The sequence below is a fragment of the Pseudarthrobacter kochi genome (assembly GCF_055412805.1).
The window spans coordinates 17,798-33,350 of the sequence record NZ_JBVAYV010000008.1 but is presented as its reverse complement, the minus strand read 5'-3'; the positions used below and the strand labels follow the sequence as shown (position 1 = coordinate 33,350).

Here is a 15,553-nt window from a genome sequence, read left to right as displayed (position 1 = left end):
AAACCAGTAACTGACGACCAGCTATGAGGTACCGAGTTTGTCCCGTCCCGCCAGCACTGTCCCGCCCGGACGACCCCCGCAACGACGAGGCGCACTGACGCCGACGTTGATTGTTGTGGCCTTGATCGTCGTGGGCTTCATCTTCTTCGCCAATGTCTGGACGGACGTCCTCTGGTATCAGCAGTTGGGCTTCTTCGAAGTCTTCCTGACCGAGAACCTGGCGCGTATCGCGATCTTCCTGGCCGGCTTCGCGCTGATGTTCTCCGCCGTCTTCTTCGCCATCCGGATCGCTTACCACGCACGCCCCGTGTACGCGCCGGACTCGGAAATTCGGGATAACCTGAACCGCTACCAGGTCCAGCTTGAACCGATCCGCCGCGTCGTTATGATCGGCCTGCCCATCCTCTTCGGGCTGTTTGCCGGAAGCGCCGCGGCCAGCCAGTGGCAGAAGGTGCTCCTGTTCCTGAACCAGGAACCCTTCGGCCAGAACGATCCGCAGTTCGGGCTCGACATCAGCTTCTACCTGATGACCCTGCCGTTCCTGGGCTTCGTCACCGGCTTCCTGATCAGCGTCACCATCGTCGCCGGCGTTGCCGGCATCCTGACGCACTACCTCTACGGCAGTATCCGGATCATGGAGCGCGGCATCTTCACGAGCCGTGCGGCGCAGATCCATCTCGCCGTCTCCGGTGCAGCTTTCCTGCTGCTGCTGGGCGTCAACTTCTGGCTGGACCGCTACAGCTCCGTACAGAACAGTGGCGGCCGCTGGGCCGGTGCGCTGTACACGGACGTCAACGCCGTCATCCCCACCAAATCCATCCTGGCCGTGGCCGCTGCCCTCGTCGCAGTGCTGTTCATCGTCGCTGCCGTGATCGGCAAGTGGCGGCTGCCCGTGATTGGTACTACCATGCTCGTTATCACCTCGATCCTGGCCGGCGGCGTCTACCCCTGGGTGATCCAGCAGTTCCAGGTCCGGCCCTCGGAGCAGACGCTCGAAAAGAAGTTCATCGAGCGCAACATCAACATGACCCGCTCGGCGTACGGCCTGGACAAGATCCAGGAGACCCGGTACAACGCCACCACCAATGCCACCACTGGCGCCCTGGCCCCCGACGCGCAGACCACAGCCAACATCAGGCTGCTGGACCCCAACCTGATCTCGGATGCGTTCTCGCAGCTTGAGCAGTACCGCCCGTACTACCAGTTCCCGAGCGCCCTGAACGTGGACCGCTATGAGATCGACGGGAAGATCCAGGACACCGTCATTGCGGTCCGCGAACTCAACCCGGACGGGCTGAGCGCCAACCAGCAGTCGTGGCTGAACCGCCACGTCGTCTACACCCACGGCTACGGCGTCGTCGCCGCGAAGGGCAACAAGTTTACCGTCGACGGCAAGCCCGATTTCCTGCAGTCCGGCATCCCGTCCACCGGCGTGCTCGGCGATGACTCGACCTACCAGCCGCGGGTCTACTTCGGCGAGAACTCGCCCGACTACTCAGTGGTCGGCGCCCCCGAGGGCTCGCAGCACCGCGAGCAGGACCGGCCCGCCGCCAAGGAAGGCGACGGCGAAACGCAGTACACCTTCACTGGTGACGGCGGCCCGAACGTGGGCAGTTTCTTCAACAAGGTCCTCTACGCGATCAAGTTCCAGTCCTCGGACCTGCTGCTTTCAGATGGCGTCAACCCCGAGTCCCAGATCCTGTACGACCGCAATCCCCGGGAACGCGTCGAAAAGGTTGCCCCGTACCTGACCGTGGACGGCAACGCCTACCCCGCGGTCGTGGACGGCCGGGTGAAGTGGATCGTGGACGGCTACACCACCAGCCAGTACTACCCCTACTCCCAGCAGGAACAGCTCTCCGCGGCCACCGCGGACTCCCAGACCACGTCCGGGCGGACAGCCTCCCTGCCGAACACCTCGGTCAACTACATCCGCAACTCGGTTAAGGCCACCGTGGATGCCTACGACGGAAAAGTGACGCTCTATGCCTGGGATGACCAGGACCCGGTCCTGAAAGCGTGGCAGAACATCTTCCCGTCATCGCTGAAGCCGTTCTCGGAAATGTCCGGTGCGCTCATGAGTCACGTCCGCTACCCGGAGGACCTGTTCAAGGTCCAGCGGGAACTTCTGGGCCGGTATCACGTCACCCAGGCGGACAACTTCTACACCAACAACGACGCCTGGAGCGTCCCGAACGATCCGACCGTCCAGGACGACGTCAAGCAGCCGCCGTACTACATGTCCCTGAAAATGCCTGACCAGGACAAGCCAGCCTTCCAGCTGACATCGTCCTTCATCCCGCAGGTAGTCAACGGAAACGCCCGCAACGTGCTCTACGGCTTCCTGGCCGCGGACTCCGACGCCGGCAAGGAGAAGGGTGTGAAGGCCGAGAGCTACGGCCAGCTCAGGCTCCTGCAGATTCCGCCGGAAACCAACGTTCCGGGCCCCGGCCAGGCGCAGAACAAGTTCAACTCGGACCCCACGGTGTCGCAGGCGCTGAACCTGCTGCGCCAGGGTGCGTCGGCGGTCCTGAACGGCAACCTGCTGACACTGCCGGTGGGTGGCGGCATGGCGTACGTGCAGCCCGTCTACCTGCGCTCCACGGGTGAAACCTCGTACCCCACACTGCAGCGCGTTCTGGTGGCGTTTGGTGACAAGATCGGTTTCGCGCCGACCCTGGATGAGGCGCTGAACCAGTTGTTCGGCGGTGAATCGGGAGCCAGTGCCGGCGACTCAGCCAACAACGGCCAGACACCCGCGACGCCGACGCCGGGCGGCACCACGCCCGCGCCGGGCAGCACGGACGCCAAGGCAGGGCTGAAAGCGGCCCTGGACGAGGCGAACGCCGCCATCAGGGCCGGCCAGGACGCCCTCGCCAAGGGTGACTTTGCCGCCTACGGCGAGCAGCAGAAGAAGCTCTCTGCGGCACTGCAGCGAGCCATCGACGCCGAGGCCAAGATCGCGGCGACGCCGGTTCCCGCACCGACGGCGACTCCGACGCCGGGGGCCACCACTCCGGCGGCCACCCCTGCGCCGACGCCGAGCAGCTGACCTACGGCCACCTGATGCACGGCTGACGGAGGCACGGCCTGAAGGCCGGGTTCGCGCTCCTCTGGAGCGGGAACCCGGCCTTTTCCGTACCCTCCAGCACACGGGGCGCGACGTGCCGCGGCGCCCGGAGACGCACATCACGCCACCTCGATTTGGCCTCAAGTTCACCGGCAGGTAGAGTTGATCTTGCGACGCGGGGTGGAGCAGTTCGGTAGCTCGCTGGGCTCATAACCCAGAGGTCACAGGTTCAAATCCTGTCCCCGCAACTGAAGAGAAGGTCCGGGACACTGGGAACAGTGTCCCGGACCTTCTGCTTTAAGCCGGCTGCTCTGAGCCAGCTACGACGGGCTGCAGGACAAAACTCGTCAGCGGCGAATATGTGGGATCAGCGGCCAAAATGCGTGCAACCCCGGCGTGCCGGCGCGTCCTGCCTGGACCCCAAGCAAGCGGACCCGGGCGCGTCCCTGGTTTCGCCCGTCGTAGGCGGTCCGGGGGCACTTTGACACGGACACGCCGCAAACACTGGGCCTCAGGGCGGGAAAACGTGTTCAAAGGCGCCCCGGACGGCAAACGGCACCGTCCGGAGTTCAGATCGGAGGAACCGGAAGGAATGCCCGGGACTCCCGCTGTGCAGGTACAGCTGCCCGTTCCGGTCCAGCGTCCGGCCGCAAACCAGACATTCCAGAGACAAACCACGGACCCGGCCCCCAAAGCTTTTCAAAGCCCAGTGACCTCTGGGTTGCCCCGCCGCCACTGGGAAGCAAGCACCATCCATACTCAGGATTCGACCCACAGCCCGCGGCCGCGGGCCGCCCCGCCGGAAGGTGGCTCGGGCGGCCCCAAAAGTAGGGTAGTGTTGATCAAGCGACGCGGGGTGGAGCAGTTCGGTAGCTCGCTGGGCTCATAACCCAGAGGTCACAGGTTCAAATCCTGTCCCCGCAACTGAAGAACAAAAAGAAGGCCCGGATCTGTTGATCCGGGCCTTTCTTCTTGCCCCGAGGCCCCCACCTCAGGGCAGCGCCGGCCTCAGGCGTCCTTGAGCCGCTGGTAGGTCTCCAGCGCCCGGGCACGGGACTCCGGCAGCCCGACGACCGGTTCCGGGTAACCCGTGGCCGAACCACCGGCCTTCCACGGCTCGTGGATCGATTTGTCGGCCAGTCCGGACAGTTCCGGGAGATATTCGCGCAGGTAGCGCGCGCCGGCGTCGAACTTCTTGCTCTGGGTGACGGGGTTGAAGATCCGGAAGTATGGCGAGGCGTCGGCCCCGGATCCGGCCACCCACTGCCAGTTCGCCGGATTGCTGGCGGCATCGGCGTCCACCAGGGTGTCCCAGAACCAGGCCTCGCCGAGCCTCCAGTCGGCCAGCAGGTTCTTGACCAGGAAACTTGCGGCCGCCATCCGGACGCGGTTGTGCATCCAGCCGGTCTGCCAGAGCTGGCGCATCCCGGCGTCGACGAGGGGATAGCCGGTGTTGCCCTGCTGCCAGGCCGCGAGCTCGGCGTCGGAGGGCGTCTGCCAGTCGAAACGGTCAAACTCGGGCCGGAAGTTCCGGGTGGCCAGTTCCGGGTTCTCGTAGAGCAGCTGCCAGCAGAATTCCCGCCAGCCGAGTTCGGAACGGAAGATCCCGACGTCGGCCGGCGCTGCAGGGCCAAAGCGTTCCCGCAGTCCGTGCCAGACCCGGAAAGGGCTGATTTCGCCGAACCGCAGATGCGCGGAGAGCCGGCTGGTGCCCTCGACGCCGGGGACGTTCCGGCCGGTGCCGTATTCCTCCACCGGACCGTCGAGAAAGTCCTCCAGCCGTTCCTGGGCCCCGGCTTCCCCGGGCTGCCAGGTGCCGGCGAGCCCGGCGCTCCAGTCCGGCCTGCGGGGGAGCAGCCCCCAGCTGTCGAGCGGGTCGCTGTCCGGAAGCTTTCCGTCCGCGCCCGCTGCCGGGGCAGGGAGGCGCTCCGGAGCGTCCAGGGGCAGCCGGGGCTCGGGAGCGTCCAGGCAGGCGCGCCAGAAGGGCGTGAAGACCTTGTAGGGCCCGCCCGCCCCGGTCCGCACGGTCCACGGTTCAAACATCAGGTTCGCCTGGAAGCTGGCAGCCTTGAGGCCCTGCTCCGCGGCCCATGCCTTGACCCCGGCGTCCACCTCGCGTTCCGGGCCGCCGTAGCGGCGGTTCCAGAGCAGCGTTGAGGCGCCGGTTTCCCGGGCCAGGTCCCGGATGGTGTCCGCGGCGGGTCCGCGGCGCAGCAGGAGCCGGGAGCCTGTGGCCTCAAGACCGGCGGCAAGATCTGCCAGGGAATGGTGCAGCCACCATTTAGTAGCGCCGCCGAGGGGACGCACACCGGCGGAGGACTCATCGAGGACATACACCACGGTCAGCGGCTGTCCCAGCGAGGCGGCTTCGCTCAGGGCCGGGTTGTCGTCCAGCCGGAGGTCATCGCGGAGCCAGACAAGGGTCGAAGAAGGGGTTCCCGAAGACATGGATCAACGGTACACGCGAGCTGCGCCGCATCCTCACAGCGGTCGCGCAGCTCCCAGCCGCGCACAGTCCCGCACAGCAAGGGCCGAGCACTGCAGAGGCCGGGCCCGCCGACCGTCCGCAGACGGTCCGGGCCCGGCCTCTGCCGAACGGGTGTCAAGGCTGCCGGCGGAAACCGGCGGGGTGCTTACAGCTTGTCGAAGTCAGCTTCGTCGACGGTGGAACCCGCGGGGCGGCCTTCGCCAGCGCCGATCGCGGCGGGGGAGCCGCCGGACTTCAGCGCGGCGAGCCGGGCCTCGATCTCGGTCTGCTCGCCCAGGTCCTCCAGCGAGTTGAACTGGGCGTCGAGGCTCGACGCGGCGAGTTCCTGCTGGCCGCGGACCTTGGCTTCTTCACGACGGATCTTCTCTTCGAAGCGGCCCACCTCGGACGTGGGATCCATGAAGTCGATGCTCTTCAGGGCGTCGTGCACCTGGGTCTGTGCTGCGGCGGTCTTGGAGCGTGCCACCAGTTCGTTGCGCTTGCTGGTGAGCTCGTTGAGCTTGCCCTTCATCTGGTCCAGGCCATGCTTGAGCTTGTCGACAACCTCGGTCTGGGATGCGATGCTCGGCTCGGCGGACTTTGCCTCGTTTTCCGCGGACATCTGGCGCTGCAGCGCCACCTTGGCGAGGTTGTCGAACTTCTCGGCGTCGATGGTGTCGCCCTTGGCACGGTACTCATCAGCCTTGCGGGACGCGGCCAGCGCCTTCTTGCCCCAGTCCTGGGCGTTCTTGATGTCCTCGTTGTAGTCGTCCTGGAGCATCCGCAGGTTGCCGATGGTCTGGGCGACGGCGGACTCGGCCTCGGCGATGTTGTTGGTGTAGTCCCGGACCATCTGGTCCAGCATCTTCTGCGGGTCCTCGGCCTGGTCCAGCAGGGAATTGATGTTGGCCTTCGCCAGCTGCGCCATGCGGCCGAAAATGGACTGCTTCATGGTGTTACCTTTCGTCCTGCTCAGTGGTTCCCACTGAATTTCGGTGAACTGTGAAATGTACCGCTTCTATCCGCCGGCCGGGAGTATTCCCGCCGGCGCCTAGTCTGTGTTGGCTGCGCTACCGCCGGGCCCGTGGCCGGCTAGAAGTCGCCGCCGCCGCCGGAATCGCCGCCCCAGCCGCCGCCCGCATCGCCGCCGCCGCCCCAGCCTCCGCCGGAATCGCCGCCGCCGCCCCAGCCGCCGCCTCCACCGCCGCCGTGCAGGATGGAGTTGATCAGGATGCCGCCCAGGATGGCACCGCCCAGGCCGCCACCGCCTCCGCCGCCGAACATTCCGCCCCGGCCGTAGCCCTGGTTGGCGTACCCGCCGAAGTGGTCGACGTCGGACTGGGCCAGTTGCGCGGCCTGCGCCGCCAGTGCGTGCGCCTGCTGGGCGTACTGCAGGGCGGTGACGGGGTCGGTGCGGGAAATCGACAGCGCGTAGTCCAGGTTCCGCTGCGCCTCAGCCAGGCGCGTCCGGGCCTCGGTACCCACGCCGCCGCGGCGGGCGGTGATGTAGTCCGAGGTTGCGCTGATCTGCGCCTGCGCGGACATGATGCTTTGCTGCAGCGAGGCCTCCGCGCGGCGGGCCTGCTCCTGCTGGTCACGGATGCCGGAAAGCGACGCATCCAGCGACTGGTGCGCCGTCTCGACCCGCTCCAGGGTGGCGATCGGATCGATTTTGCCGCCCTGGATTTCGGCCTTGACCTGCGCCAGCGCGGCTTCCACCGCGGCCACCGGTCCGGCAAGTTCGGGGTGGGCCCCGGACTGGATCATTGCCCTGGCCTGCGCCAGGTCCTGGGAGGTGTCAACGACGGCGGACTCCAGGCCGCTGCGTGCCTCATCGAGGTTTCCGGCAACCTTCGTGATGGCGCCAATGAGCACGTTGGTCTGGTGCAGGCTTTCTTCCGCGGCCCGCACGGCGACGGCGGCCAGGCTCCCCTCATCGGCGTTCAGCTTTTCCCGGGCCGTGACGGAGGCGTTCTGCACGAAGGCAAGCCGTTCCTTGGCCTGGTTGATGTTGTCGCCGACCTGCACAAGGGCACTTTCGGCGTATTTGGCGCGCAGTTCAGCGAGCGACTGCTCGGCGCTGGCGATCTTGGCTTCCGCCTCGCTCGCCCCGGCGCTGACCGCTGCCAGCGCTTGCGGGGCATTTTTCTCCAGCTCGCGCAGCGAATCGAAGTCGGCTTTTTGTTCCTGGAGGGAGGCAAGGGCTGCCTCGGAGCGGCGGATGATCTCACCGAGCCAGGTCCGCTGCTGCTCTTCGGTATCGGGAATGTGGTCATCGAGCTGCTGCTGCAGCTTGAAGGACTCGGACATGTGGCCCTTGGCGTCCTGCAAAGCCTTCGTGAAATTCCCGACGGCGGCGTCGCCATACTGGGCCTGGGCGAAGCCAAGCTCCTGTTCGCTGGACTTGATGGCGTCGTCGGCCTCGATCAGGAGCGAGCCGCTCTTGCGGCGCAATTCCTCGACGGTGAGCCCAGCCAGCGGATCCAGTTCGCCCTGCGGGCCATTGCTTGCGGTGGCTCCCGCGGCAGCCTTCTTCCGGCGGTTGCGGAGGTACAGGTACGCGCCCGCGCCGCCGGCCGCGACAACACCGACGCCAACCAGCACGGCGTTTCCGGCGCCGCCCTCGGACGGAACGTTACCTTTGCCTCCGCCGGCGGCATCGCCGATGGCCGCGGCGCTATCGATCGCGGCCTGTGCGTAATCCCCGTTGCGCAGGTTCGGGTCAACCGCGCTTGACACGATGGTGTCGCGCTGGGCGTTCGTGATCTTGCTGTTGGGGGGCTTGCTCAACTGGTACTGGCGGGTGTCCGTGGCAACGGTCAGCATCATGGCATTGGCGCCAAGGTTTGCTTTTTCCGCCACTGCCGTTGCCCAGGCAACACGGTCGGTGGGGTTCTCGAACTTCTTCACGTAGACGACGTGGTACGTCATCGCGTGGTCAGTGCCGAGCTTCTTGATGGCCTGTTCGACTTCGCCCCTCCTGTCGCCCAGGACGCCGGCAGAGTCAACAACCTTCGTCACGGGGTCGAGCGTCACCGGATCTTCGGCGAGGGCCGGAGCGGCAGGAAACGCCAGCAGTCCGGCGACGCCAAGAACGGCGAGGAGACGTTTATAGGTAGACCGCATGTGCAACCCTTCAGCACTTCTGCGACCAGTTCGGGCCGAACCGGTCGTCACAGAATGCAGCAGCGCCCCCACGCAGATGTAAAGCCGCAGGTCGCTGTGGCAATTCCATTTGATTCTATGGTGCACCAATAAGGCCGTCCACCGAGGGGAATATGCCACCAGCGAAAAGCGCTGAAGCGTTGAGAGCAGGCTCTGCAAGGCCCGGCAGGCTGCCCGTTCCCGGCGTTCAGCAACCTCCCAGCAAACGTGCGCTCTAGTATCAGTGAGATCGTCCATAGTTAATTGCAGACGAGGATGAAAGGAAGTCTTATGACTGAGAACCCAGCGCAGGGCGCGTCACCAGAGAACCGGGAGCCGGCCACGCCGAACGAGGGCACTTCAGGGCACCCGCAGGCTGCCCCCGCGCCGGACTCAGCGAACGAGTTCCCGACCCCGAGGCTGGACCGGGCCGCGGACAACTCCCCGCAGCCGGTCTACCCGCAGCACCAGCCGTCCTACGGCCGCCCCCCGGCGCCGGAGACGCAGCAGTTCGGCGCACCCCAGGCGCATGGTCAGCAGGGCCACACGCCGGGCCAGCCCAACCCGCAGCACAACCCCGGATTCGGCCAGGCAACCGGCAACTCCGCCTACCGCCAGCCCCAGCAAGCGCACAACCAGGCTCCCTACGGCCAGCCGCAACATGGCGGCTATGGCGGCAACCAGCCTGGTTCGCCCTATGCGTCCAACCCGGCCCACGCCCCGAAACGCAAGGCGGCGTTCGGAGTCCCCACCCTCGTGGCCAGTATCCTGGCCGCCGGCCTCGTCGGCGGCGGTGTGGTCGCAGGAACAACGCAGCTGCTGGGAGGCCGGGACCTCGCGTCCGGGGGATCCAGCAGCAGCAGCCAGGCCGGCCCTGTCATCGTGAACAACAGGGAAGACGTGAACGCCATCACCGCGGCCGCAGTGAAGGCCACGCCAAGCGTCGTGACCATCAAGGCAACGAGCGGCAGTGAGGGCGGCACCGGCTCCGGCATCATTCTGGACGCTGAAGGCCATGTCCTCACGAACACGCATGTTGTCACCCTCGACGGCACGGCGGCCAACGCCGCGATCGAAGTCCGTCTGAGTGACGGCAAGGTCTACAGTGCCAAGATCGTCGGCACGGACCCGCTGTCCGACCTCGCCGTCGTGCAGATCCAGAACGCCTCCGGGCTGGTTCCGGCAGTCCTGGGCGACTCCGGAAAGCTGAACGTCGGCGATACCGCCGTCGCGATCGGCTCGCCCCTCGGCCTCACGGGCACCGTGACTGACGGCATCGTGTCGACGCTGAACCGCACCATCAGCGTTGCCTCCTCGGCGGCGCCGAAGGAAGGCGCGGACAACTCCCAGGGCGGCGGCCAGGGCTTCCAGTTTGCCCCGCCGGACGGCGGGCAGGGACAGAGCACCACCAACCAGGGAAGCATCGCGATCAACGTGATCCAGACAGATGCCGCCATTAACCCCGGCAACTCCGGGGGCGCCCTGGTCAACACCAAGGGTGAGATCATCGGCGTGAATGTTGCCATCGCCTCGGCCGGCGGCGAATCCTCGAGCAGCGGCAACATCGGCGTTGGCTTCAGCATCCCGATCAACCACGCCAAGCGAGTCGCGCAGGAGATCATCAGCAGTGGCAAGGCCACGCACGGCCAGTTCGGCGTGAGCGTTAAGCAGAAGACCGCGAGTTCCTCGGCATCCGGTTTCTCCGTCGGGGCAGAGGTCGCCACGGTTGAGGCCGGTTCCGCTGCAGACAAGGCCGGCATCAAGGTCGGTGACGTCGTCACCAGGTTCCAGGATCTCATCATCAGCGATCCGAACCAGCTGACTGCCGCCGTGCGCGAGCAGCCCGCCGGGGCCTCGGTCAAGGTCACCGTCCTCCGCGGCGGCAAGGACCAGCAGCTCGACGTGACCCTTGGGGCGGCCGCCGAGCAGTAGGAGCAGCAGGCAGTAAGAGCAGCACATAGGGTTCCACCGGCGAAGGCCGGGCAGCACCGCCCAGGTGCCGCCCGGCCTTCGCCGTGCACGGGGAAGGCTGACATGCACTCCGGGGCCCTGACACAGGCCTTAACCCGGCCGCGCCCGCGACCGCCGATATGGTTAGCTAGGAGCAACCCGGCACCCCGGGCGTTCCGTGGCCACGACCCCGCCCGGCTGGCTGTCCACCTGCATGGAAGGCTGCTGTAAACACAGTGGAAGAGACATTGAAGATCATCGTGCTGGTCAAGCACGTCCCTGACGCACAGTTCGACCGGCACCTCACAGGCGCGGGCAACACAACAGACCGCTCCGAGAGCATCCTGTCCGAACTGGATGAGTACGCCCTCGAGGCCGCACTCCGGCTGATCGAGGCCCGCGGTGGGGAAGCGGCGGGCAACAAGGTCATCGCCCTGAGCATGGGTCCTGCCGGCGCCCTCAACGCGGTGAAGAAGTCCCTGCAGATTGGTGCCAGCGAAGGCGTCCACCTCAGCGACGACGCCCTGGCCGGTTCCGACGCCGCAGCCACCTCGCTGGCACTGGCCGCCGCCATCCGCCACCTCGGCGCGGACACCCCGGCGGACCTCATCCTCACCGGCATGGCCTCCACCGACGGCGAGACCTCCCTGGTCCCGGCCCAGCTCGCGGAACGCCTGGACCTGCCGCAGGTCACCTTCGCGTCCTCCCTGGAACTCGACGGCGCCACGCTCACCGCCCGCCGCGACGGCGATGCCCACGCCGACACCGTCGAGGCAACACTGCCTGCCCTCGTCTCGGTCACGGACCAGATCAATGACCCCCGGTACCCGAATTTCAAGGGCATCATGGCTGCCAAAAAGAAGACCATCACGACGCTGAGCCTTGCCGACATCGGCGTCGACCCGGCGCACGTCGGACGGTCCGGCTCCTGGACCGCCGTCGAATCCGCCGAGGCACGCCCGGCGCGCACCGCCGGCACCATCATCACCGACGAGGGCGACGCCGGCATCAAGCTGGTTGAGTTCCTGGCCGCCCAGAAGCTGCTCTAAGGGGATTCCCAGACATGGCAAAAGTACTCGTATTCATTGACAACCCCGGCCAGGCCCTGAAGAAGGCCAGCCTGGAGCTGCTCACCATTGCCCGGTCCCTGGGGGAGCCGGCGGTCGCCCTCAACGGCGATCTCCACGACGACGTCGCAGCAACCCTAAGTGCCTATGGCGCCCAAACGCTGTACCGTCCGTCCGCGGCGGACCTCGACGACTACCTCGTAGGCCCCAAGGCCTCCTACCTGGCCGCCGCGGTGCAGACCGCCAATGCCACCGTCGTCCTGACCGAGAACTCGGCGGAAGCCAAGGAAATCGCTGCGAGGCTCGGCATCAAGCTCGGTGCCGGCGTCATCACCGACGTCGTCGCCGTGGACCCGGACGGAACCGCGCACAAGTCCGTGCTGGCCGGTTCCTACATCACCACGGCGAAGGCCACGACGCCGGTCGCTGTCCTGACCGTCAAGGCCAACAGCATCACGCCCGAGCCCGCCGTCACCGGCACGGCGCCGGCCACCGTCACCGTCGAGGTGCCGGAAACCGCCACCGCGGCGTCGGCCAGGATCACGGCCCGCAACGCGAAAGCCGCCAGCGGCCGTCCGGACCTCGCCGAGGCGCGGATCGTTGTGGCCGGCGGCCGCGGTGTCGACGGCAACTTCGGCCCGGTCGAAGACCTGGCCGATGCCCTCGGTGCGGCCATCGGCGCTTCCCGTGCCGCAACGGATGCGGGCTGGATCGGCCATGACGCGCAGATCGGCCAGACCGGCAAAACCGTTTCACCCCAGCTGTACATCTCCGCCGGGATCTCCGGGGCCATCCAGCAGAAGGCCGGCATGCAGACCGCCACAGTGATCGTGGCTGTGAACAAGGACGCGGAATCGCCCATCTTCGAGATCGCCGACTTCGGCATCGTGGGGGACCTGTTCCAGGTCCTCCCGCAGGCCACCGAGGAAATCAAGAAGCGGCGGGGCTGACGTCGTGAGCACCCCCGCCGTGCAGGCGCACAGCCCGTTTGACCCGGACCAGCACCGGATCGAACGGGTGCTGTGTTTCGCTGCGCACCCGGACGACATCGACTTCGGCGCCGCCGGCACGATCGCCGCCTGGACCGCCGCGGGGGTGCAGGTCAGCTACTGCATCATGACCGACGGCGACGCGGGCGGCTTCGATCCCGGCCAAAGGGACGAGATCGTCCGGCTGCGTAACGAGGAACAAGGCCGGGCCGCCGCGCTCGTCGGCGTCACCGACATCCACTATCTCCACGAGCGGGACGGCTACCTGGAACCCTCGCACGGGGTCATCCGCGAGGTGGTGCGGCTGATCCGGCAGCTCCGGCCCGACGTCGTGCTTTCCATGCACCCGGAACGGAACTGGAACCGGATCCAGAAGAGCCATCCGGACCATCTGGCGGTGGGGGAGGCCGTGACCCGGGCGGTCTATCCGGCGCTGGAGAACCCGTTCGCGTATCCGGAGCTGGCCGAGGCGGGGCTGGAGGCCTACAAGCTGCCGTGGCTGTGGCTCTTCGCCGGACCGGAGGAACGCGAGAACCACGTCGTCGACGTCACGGACCACATCGAGGGCAAACTCGCCGCGATCCATGTCCATGTCAGCCAGCACCCGGACATCGAGGCCATGGACCGCACTGTCCGGGGGCTCATGCTCCGGACAGCGGAGCGCGGCGGTCTCCGGGCAGGCCGCAGCGCCGAGGCATTCCACATCGTCACAGTCAACGGACCCGGGACCATCGCCGGGTTTTAGTGTTGCCCCCTGCGGTCCTCTCCCATATGCTGGCCTCTGTTTAAATCATATTTAATTGAGGAAGGCAGGCTTTAATGGCGAAGACTGCGCAGCACCCCGTACTGGTCATCATGGGCGTCTCGGGATCAGGAAAGTCAACCGTCGCAGGCCTGCTGGCCGGCCGGCTGGGTTGGGATTTCGCCGAAGGCGATGATCTGCACCCGGCGTCCAATGTGGCGAAGATGCATGCCGGCCAGCCGCTGACCGACGAGGACCGCTGGCCGTGGCTGGAAAGTATCGCGGGGTGGATCCGGCGGCACACCGGGTCCGGGACGCCCGGCGTCGTCACCTGCTCGGCGCTCAAGAAGCGATACCGGGATGTCCTGCGGGGGGAGGGCGTCGTGTTCGTCTTCCTCGACGGCAGCAAGGACCGGATCTCCGACCGGCTGGCGTCCCGGCACGGGCACTTCATGCCCCCGGCACTGCTGGAGTCCCAGTTCGAGGCGCTCGAAGCCCCCACCGAGGACGAAAATTTCATCACCCTGAGCGTCAGCCGGGCGCCTCTGGAGGAGGCACAGGAGATCATCGACCGGCTCCATCTCGGCTCGAGCAGCGCCAGCCGGCCGTAGCCGGCCCCGTTCTTCCCCCGCCATACCAGCGAGGAACACCTTGTGAACTCCCTCATAACCACGCAGCTTCCGGCTGCCGTCGAAGCCTGGACCGGGCTCGACACCCGCCTTCTGGCGGTCACCGCCATCGGCATCGCACTCATCGTGGTGCTGATCACCAAGTTCAAGCTCCACCCCTTCCTCGCGCTCATTCTCGGCTCTGCCTTCGTGGGCCTTGCCGCCGGCGTGGACCCGGCCCTGGTCATCAAGAACTTCGAGGACGGAGTAGGCGGCGTCCTGAAGGAAGTCGGCCTGCTGATCGCTCTTGGAGCCATGCTCGGCAAGCTGCTGGCGGACTCCGGCGGAGCGAACCGGGTGGTGGACACCCTGCTGGCGAAGGCCACGGGGAACAAACTGGTGTGGTCGATCACGCTCGTCGCGGTCATCATCGGCCTCCCGATGTTCTTCGAAATCGGCCTCGTCCTGCTGCTGCCGGTCATCGTCCTGGTCACCCAGCGCTCCAAAATGCCGCTGATGCGCATCGCGATCCCGGCGCTGGCCGGCCTCTCCGTGCTGCACGGCCTCGTGCCTCCGCACCCGGGCCCGCTGATCGCGATCAGCGCCGTCAAGGCCGAACTCGGCACCACCCTGGCGCTGGGTCTCCTGGTCGCCGTCCCCACGGTCATCATCTGCGGCCCGCTGTTCTCCCGGCTGGCCGCCACATGGGTGCCCGTCGGGGCCCCCGCCGTCGCGGGCGGCATCGACACGCAGCACGGTGCGGACATGGAAGGTGTCAAACGCCAGCCGGGCTTCCTCGTGACCCTGCTGACCATCATCTTCCCGGTGGTGCTGATGCTCCTCAAAGCCATCGTGGACATCATCTGGTCCGACGCCGCGACCGCCCCGTGGATCCGTTCCTTCTTCGATTTCGTCGGCCAGCCCCTGGTCGCCATGACCCTCGCCGTGCTGCTCGCGATCTTCACTTTCGGCTTTGCCGTGGGGTTCACGGGCAACAAGATCACCGCCAAGATCGGCGCAAGCCTGGGCCCGATCGCCGGAATCATGCTGATCGTGGGCGCCGGCGGCGGCTTCAAGCAGACCCTGATCGGCGCCGGCGTCGGCGATTCGGTCAAGAAATGGGCCGAGGGCACCAACATGTCCGTCCTGGTGCTGGGCTTCATCGTGGCCGTCGCGCTGCGCCTGGCTACCGGCTCGGCCACCGTGGCGACGGTAACGGCCGCCGGAATCGTCGCGCCGCTGGCGAGCTCGCTCACGCCGACGCACGCTGCGCTGCTGGCCCTCGCAATCGGCGCCGGCTCGCTGTTCCTCTCGCACGTGAACGACGCCGGATTCTGGCTGGTCAAGGAGCTGTTCGGGCTTACCGTCGGCCAGACCTTCAAGACCTGGTCCGTGATGGAGACGCTGATCTCCGTGGTCAGCTTCGGCTTCATCATGCTGCTGTCGCTCATCATCTAGCCGGGCCGGCCGAGGACGCCACTTCGGTCCCTTAAACCACAAGCCGCGCAGGCACTGA

General features: G+C 66.8%; 10 protein-coding genes and 2 tRNA genes. 9 read left to right on the top strand and 3 right to left on the bottom strand.

All coding sequences use genetic code 11. The features are described 5' to 3' along the window. Nucleotides 1–37 precede the first annotated feature (37 nt). The 3 genes from ACZY0Y_RS06325 to ACZY0Y_RS06315 all read left to right on the top strand — a co-directional run bounded on the left by ACZY0Y_RS06325 (nucleotide 38) and on the right by ACZY0Y_RS06315 (nucleotide 3,994). A complete protein-coding gene (locus ACZY0Y_RS06325; protein WP_463957126.1) occupies nucleotides 38–3,052 on the top strand; it encodes a UPF0182 family membrane protein in 3,015 nt (1,004 codons plus the stop codon). Nucleotides 3,053–3,244: 192 nt separating this feature from the next. Beyond that, a tRNA-Met gene (locus ACZY0Y_RS06320) sits at nucleotides 3,245–3,318 on the top strand. A 602-nt stretch (nucleotides 3,319–3,920) separates the two neighbouring features. Beyond that, nucleotides 3,921–3,994, top strand: a tRNA-Met gene (locus ACZY0Y_RS06315). Between the two features lie 84 nt (nucleotides 3,995–4,078). Here the strand turns inward: ACZY0Y_RS06315 and ACZY0Y_RS06310 are convergent. The 3 genes from ACZY0Y_RS06310 to ACZY0Y_RS06300 all read right to left on the bottom strand — a co-directional run bounded on the left by ACZY0Y_RS06310 (nucleotide 4,079) and on the right by ACZY0Y_RS06300 (nucleotide 8,663). Then, on the bottom strand, nucleotides 4,079–5,518 hold the full coding sequence (locus tag ACZY0Y_RS06310; protein ID WP_463957125.1) for a cryptochrome/photolyase family protein: 1,440 nt from the start codon (nucleotides 5,516–5,518) through the stop codon (nucleotides 4,079–4,081). 185 nt (nucleotides 5,519–5,703) lie between these two features. After that, on the bottom strand, nucleotides 5,704–6,489 hold the full coding sequence (locus ACZY0Y_RS06305; RefSeq protein ID WP_463881705.1) for a PspA/IM30 family protein: 786 nt from the start codon (nucleotides 6,487–6,489) through the stop codon (nucleotides 5,704–5,706). A gap of 140 nt (nucleotides 6,490–6,629) precedes the next feature. Further along, on the bottom strand, nucleotides 6,630–8,663 hold the full coding sequence (locus tag ACZY0Y_RS06300; RefSeq protein ID WP_463957124.1) for a TPM domain-containing protein: 2,034 nt from the start codon (nucleotides 8,661–8,663) through the stop codon (nucleotides 6,630–6,632). Nucleotides 8,664–8,972: 309 nt separating this feature from the next. Here ACZY0Y_RS06300 and ACZY0Y_RS06295 point away from each other — a divergent pair, with 309 nt between their 5' ends. The 6 genes from ACZY0Y_RS06295 to ACZY0Y_RS06270 all read left to right on the top strand — a co-directional run bounded on the left by ACZY0Y_RS06295 (nucleotide 8,973) and on the right by ACZY0Y_RS06270 (nucleotide 15,495). Beyond that, nucleotides 8,973–10,613 (top strand): S1C family serine protease, encoded by a 1,641-nt coding sequence (locus tag ACZY0Y_RS06295; protein WP_463881699.1) that lies wholly within the window; start codon nucleotides 8,973–8,975, stop codon nucleotides 10,611–10,613. A 254-nt stretch (nucleotides 10,614–10,867) separates the two neighbouring features. Then, nucleotides 10,868–11,680: an electron transfer flavoprotein subunit beta/FixA family protein gene (locus ACZY0Y_RS06290; protein WP_463881695.1), complete on the top strand. Its 813-nt coding sequence runs from the start codon at nucleotides 10,868–10,870 to the stop codon at nucleotides 11,678–11,680. Nucleotides 11,681–11,694: 14 nt separating this feature from the next. Then, a complete protein-coding gene (locus tag ACZY0Y_RS06285; RefSeq protein WP_463881692.1) occupies nucleotides 11,695–12,648 on the top strand; it encodes an electron transfer flavoprotein subunit alpha/FixB family protein in 954 nt (317 codons plus the stop codon). A 4-nt stretch (nucleotides 12,649–12,652) separates the two neighbouring features. Beyond that, on the top strand, nucleotides 12,653–13,432 hold the full coding sequence (locus tag ACZY0Y_RS06280; protein ID WP_463957123.1) for a PIG-L deacetylase family protein: 780 nt from the start codon (nucleotides 12,653–12,655) through the stop codon (nucleotides 13,430–13,432). Nucleotides 13,433–13,506: 74 nt separating this feature from the next. Continuing rightward, nucleotides 13,507–14,040, top strand: a complete 534-nt coding sequence (locus tag ACZY0Y_RS06275; protein WP_463881686.1) for a gluconokinase — start codon at nucleotides 13,507–13,509, stop codon at nucleotides 14,038–14,040. 42 nt (nucleotides 14,041–14,082) lie between these two features. Then, a complete protein-coding gene (locus ACZY0Y_RS06270) occupies nucleotides 14,083–15,495 on the top strand; it encodes a GntT/GntP/DsdX family permease (protein WP_463957122.1) in 1,413 nt (470 codons plus the stop codon). Nucleotides 15,496–15,553 lie beyond the last annotated feature (58 nt).

Coding starts and splice junctions, on each gene's coding strand:
- ACZY0Y_RS06310 (WP_463957125.1), bottom strand. CDS start 5,518: ATGTCTTCGGGAACCCCTTCTTCGACCCTTGTCTGGCTCCGCGATGAC.
- ACZY0Y_RS06305 (WP_463881705.1), bottom strand. CDS start 6,489: ATGAAGCAGTCCATTTTCGGCCGCATGGCGCAGCTGGCGAAGGCCAAC.
- ACZY0Y_RS06300 (WP_463957124.1), bottom strand. CDS start 8,663: ATGCGGTCTACCTATAAACGTCTCCTCGCCGTTCTTGGCGTCGCCGGA.
- ACZY0Y_RS06295 (WP_463881699.1), top strand. CDS start 8,973: ATGACTGAGAACCCAGCGCAGGGCGCGTCACCAGAGAACCGGGAGCCG.
- ACZY0Y_RS06285 (WP_463881692.1), top strand. CDS start 11,695: ATGGCAAAAGTACTCGTATTCATTGACAACCCCGGCCAGGCCCTGAAG.
- ACZY0Y_RS06275 (WP_463881686.1), top strand. CDS start 13,507: ATGGCGAAGACTGCGCAGCACCCCGTACTGGTCATCATGGGCGTCTCG.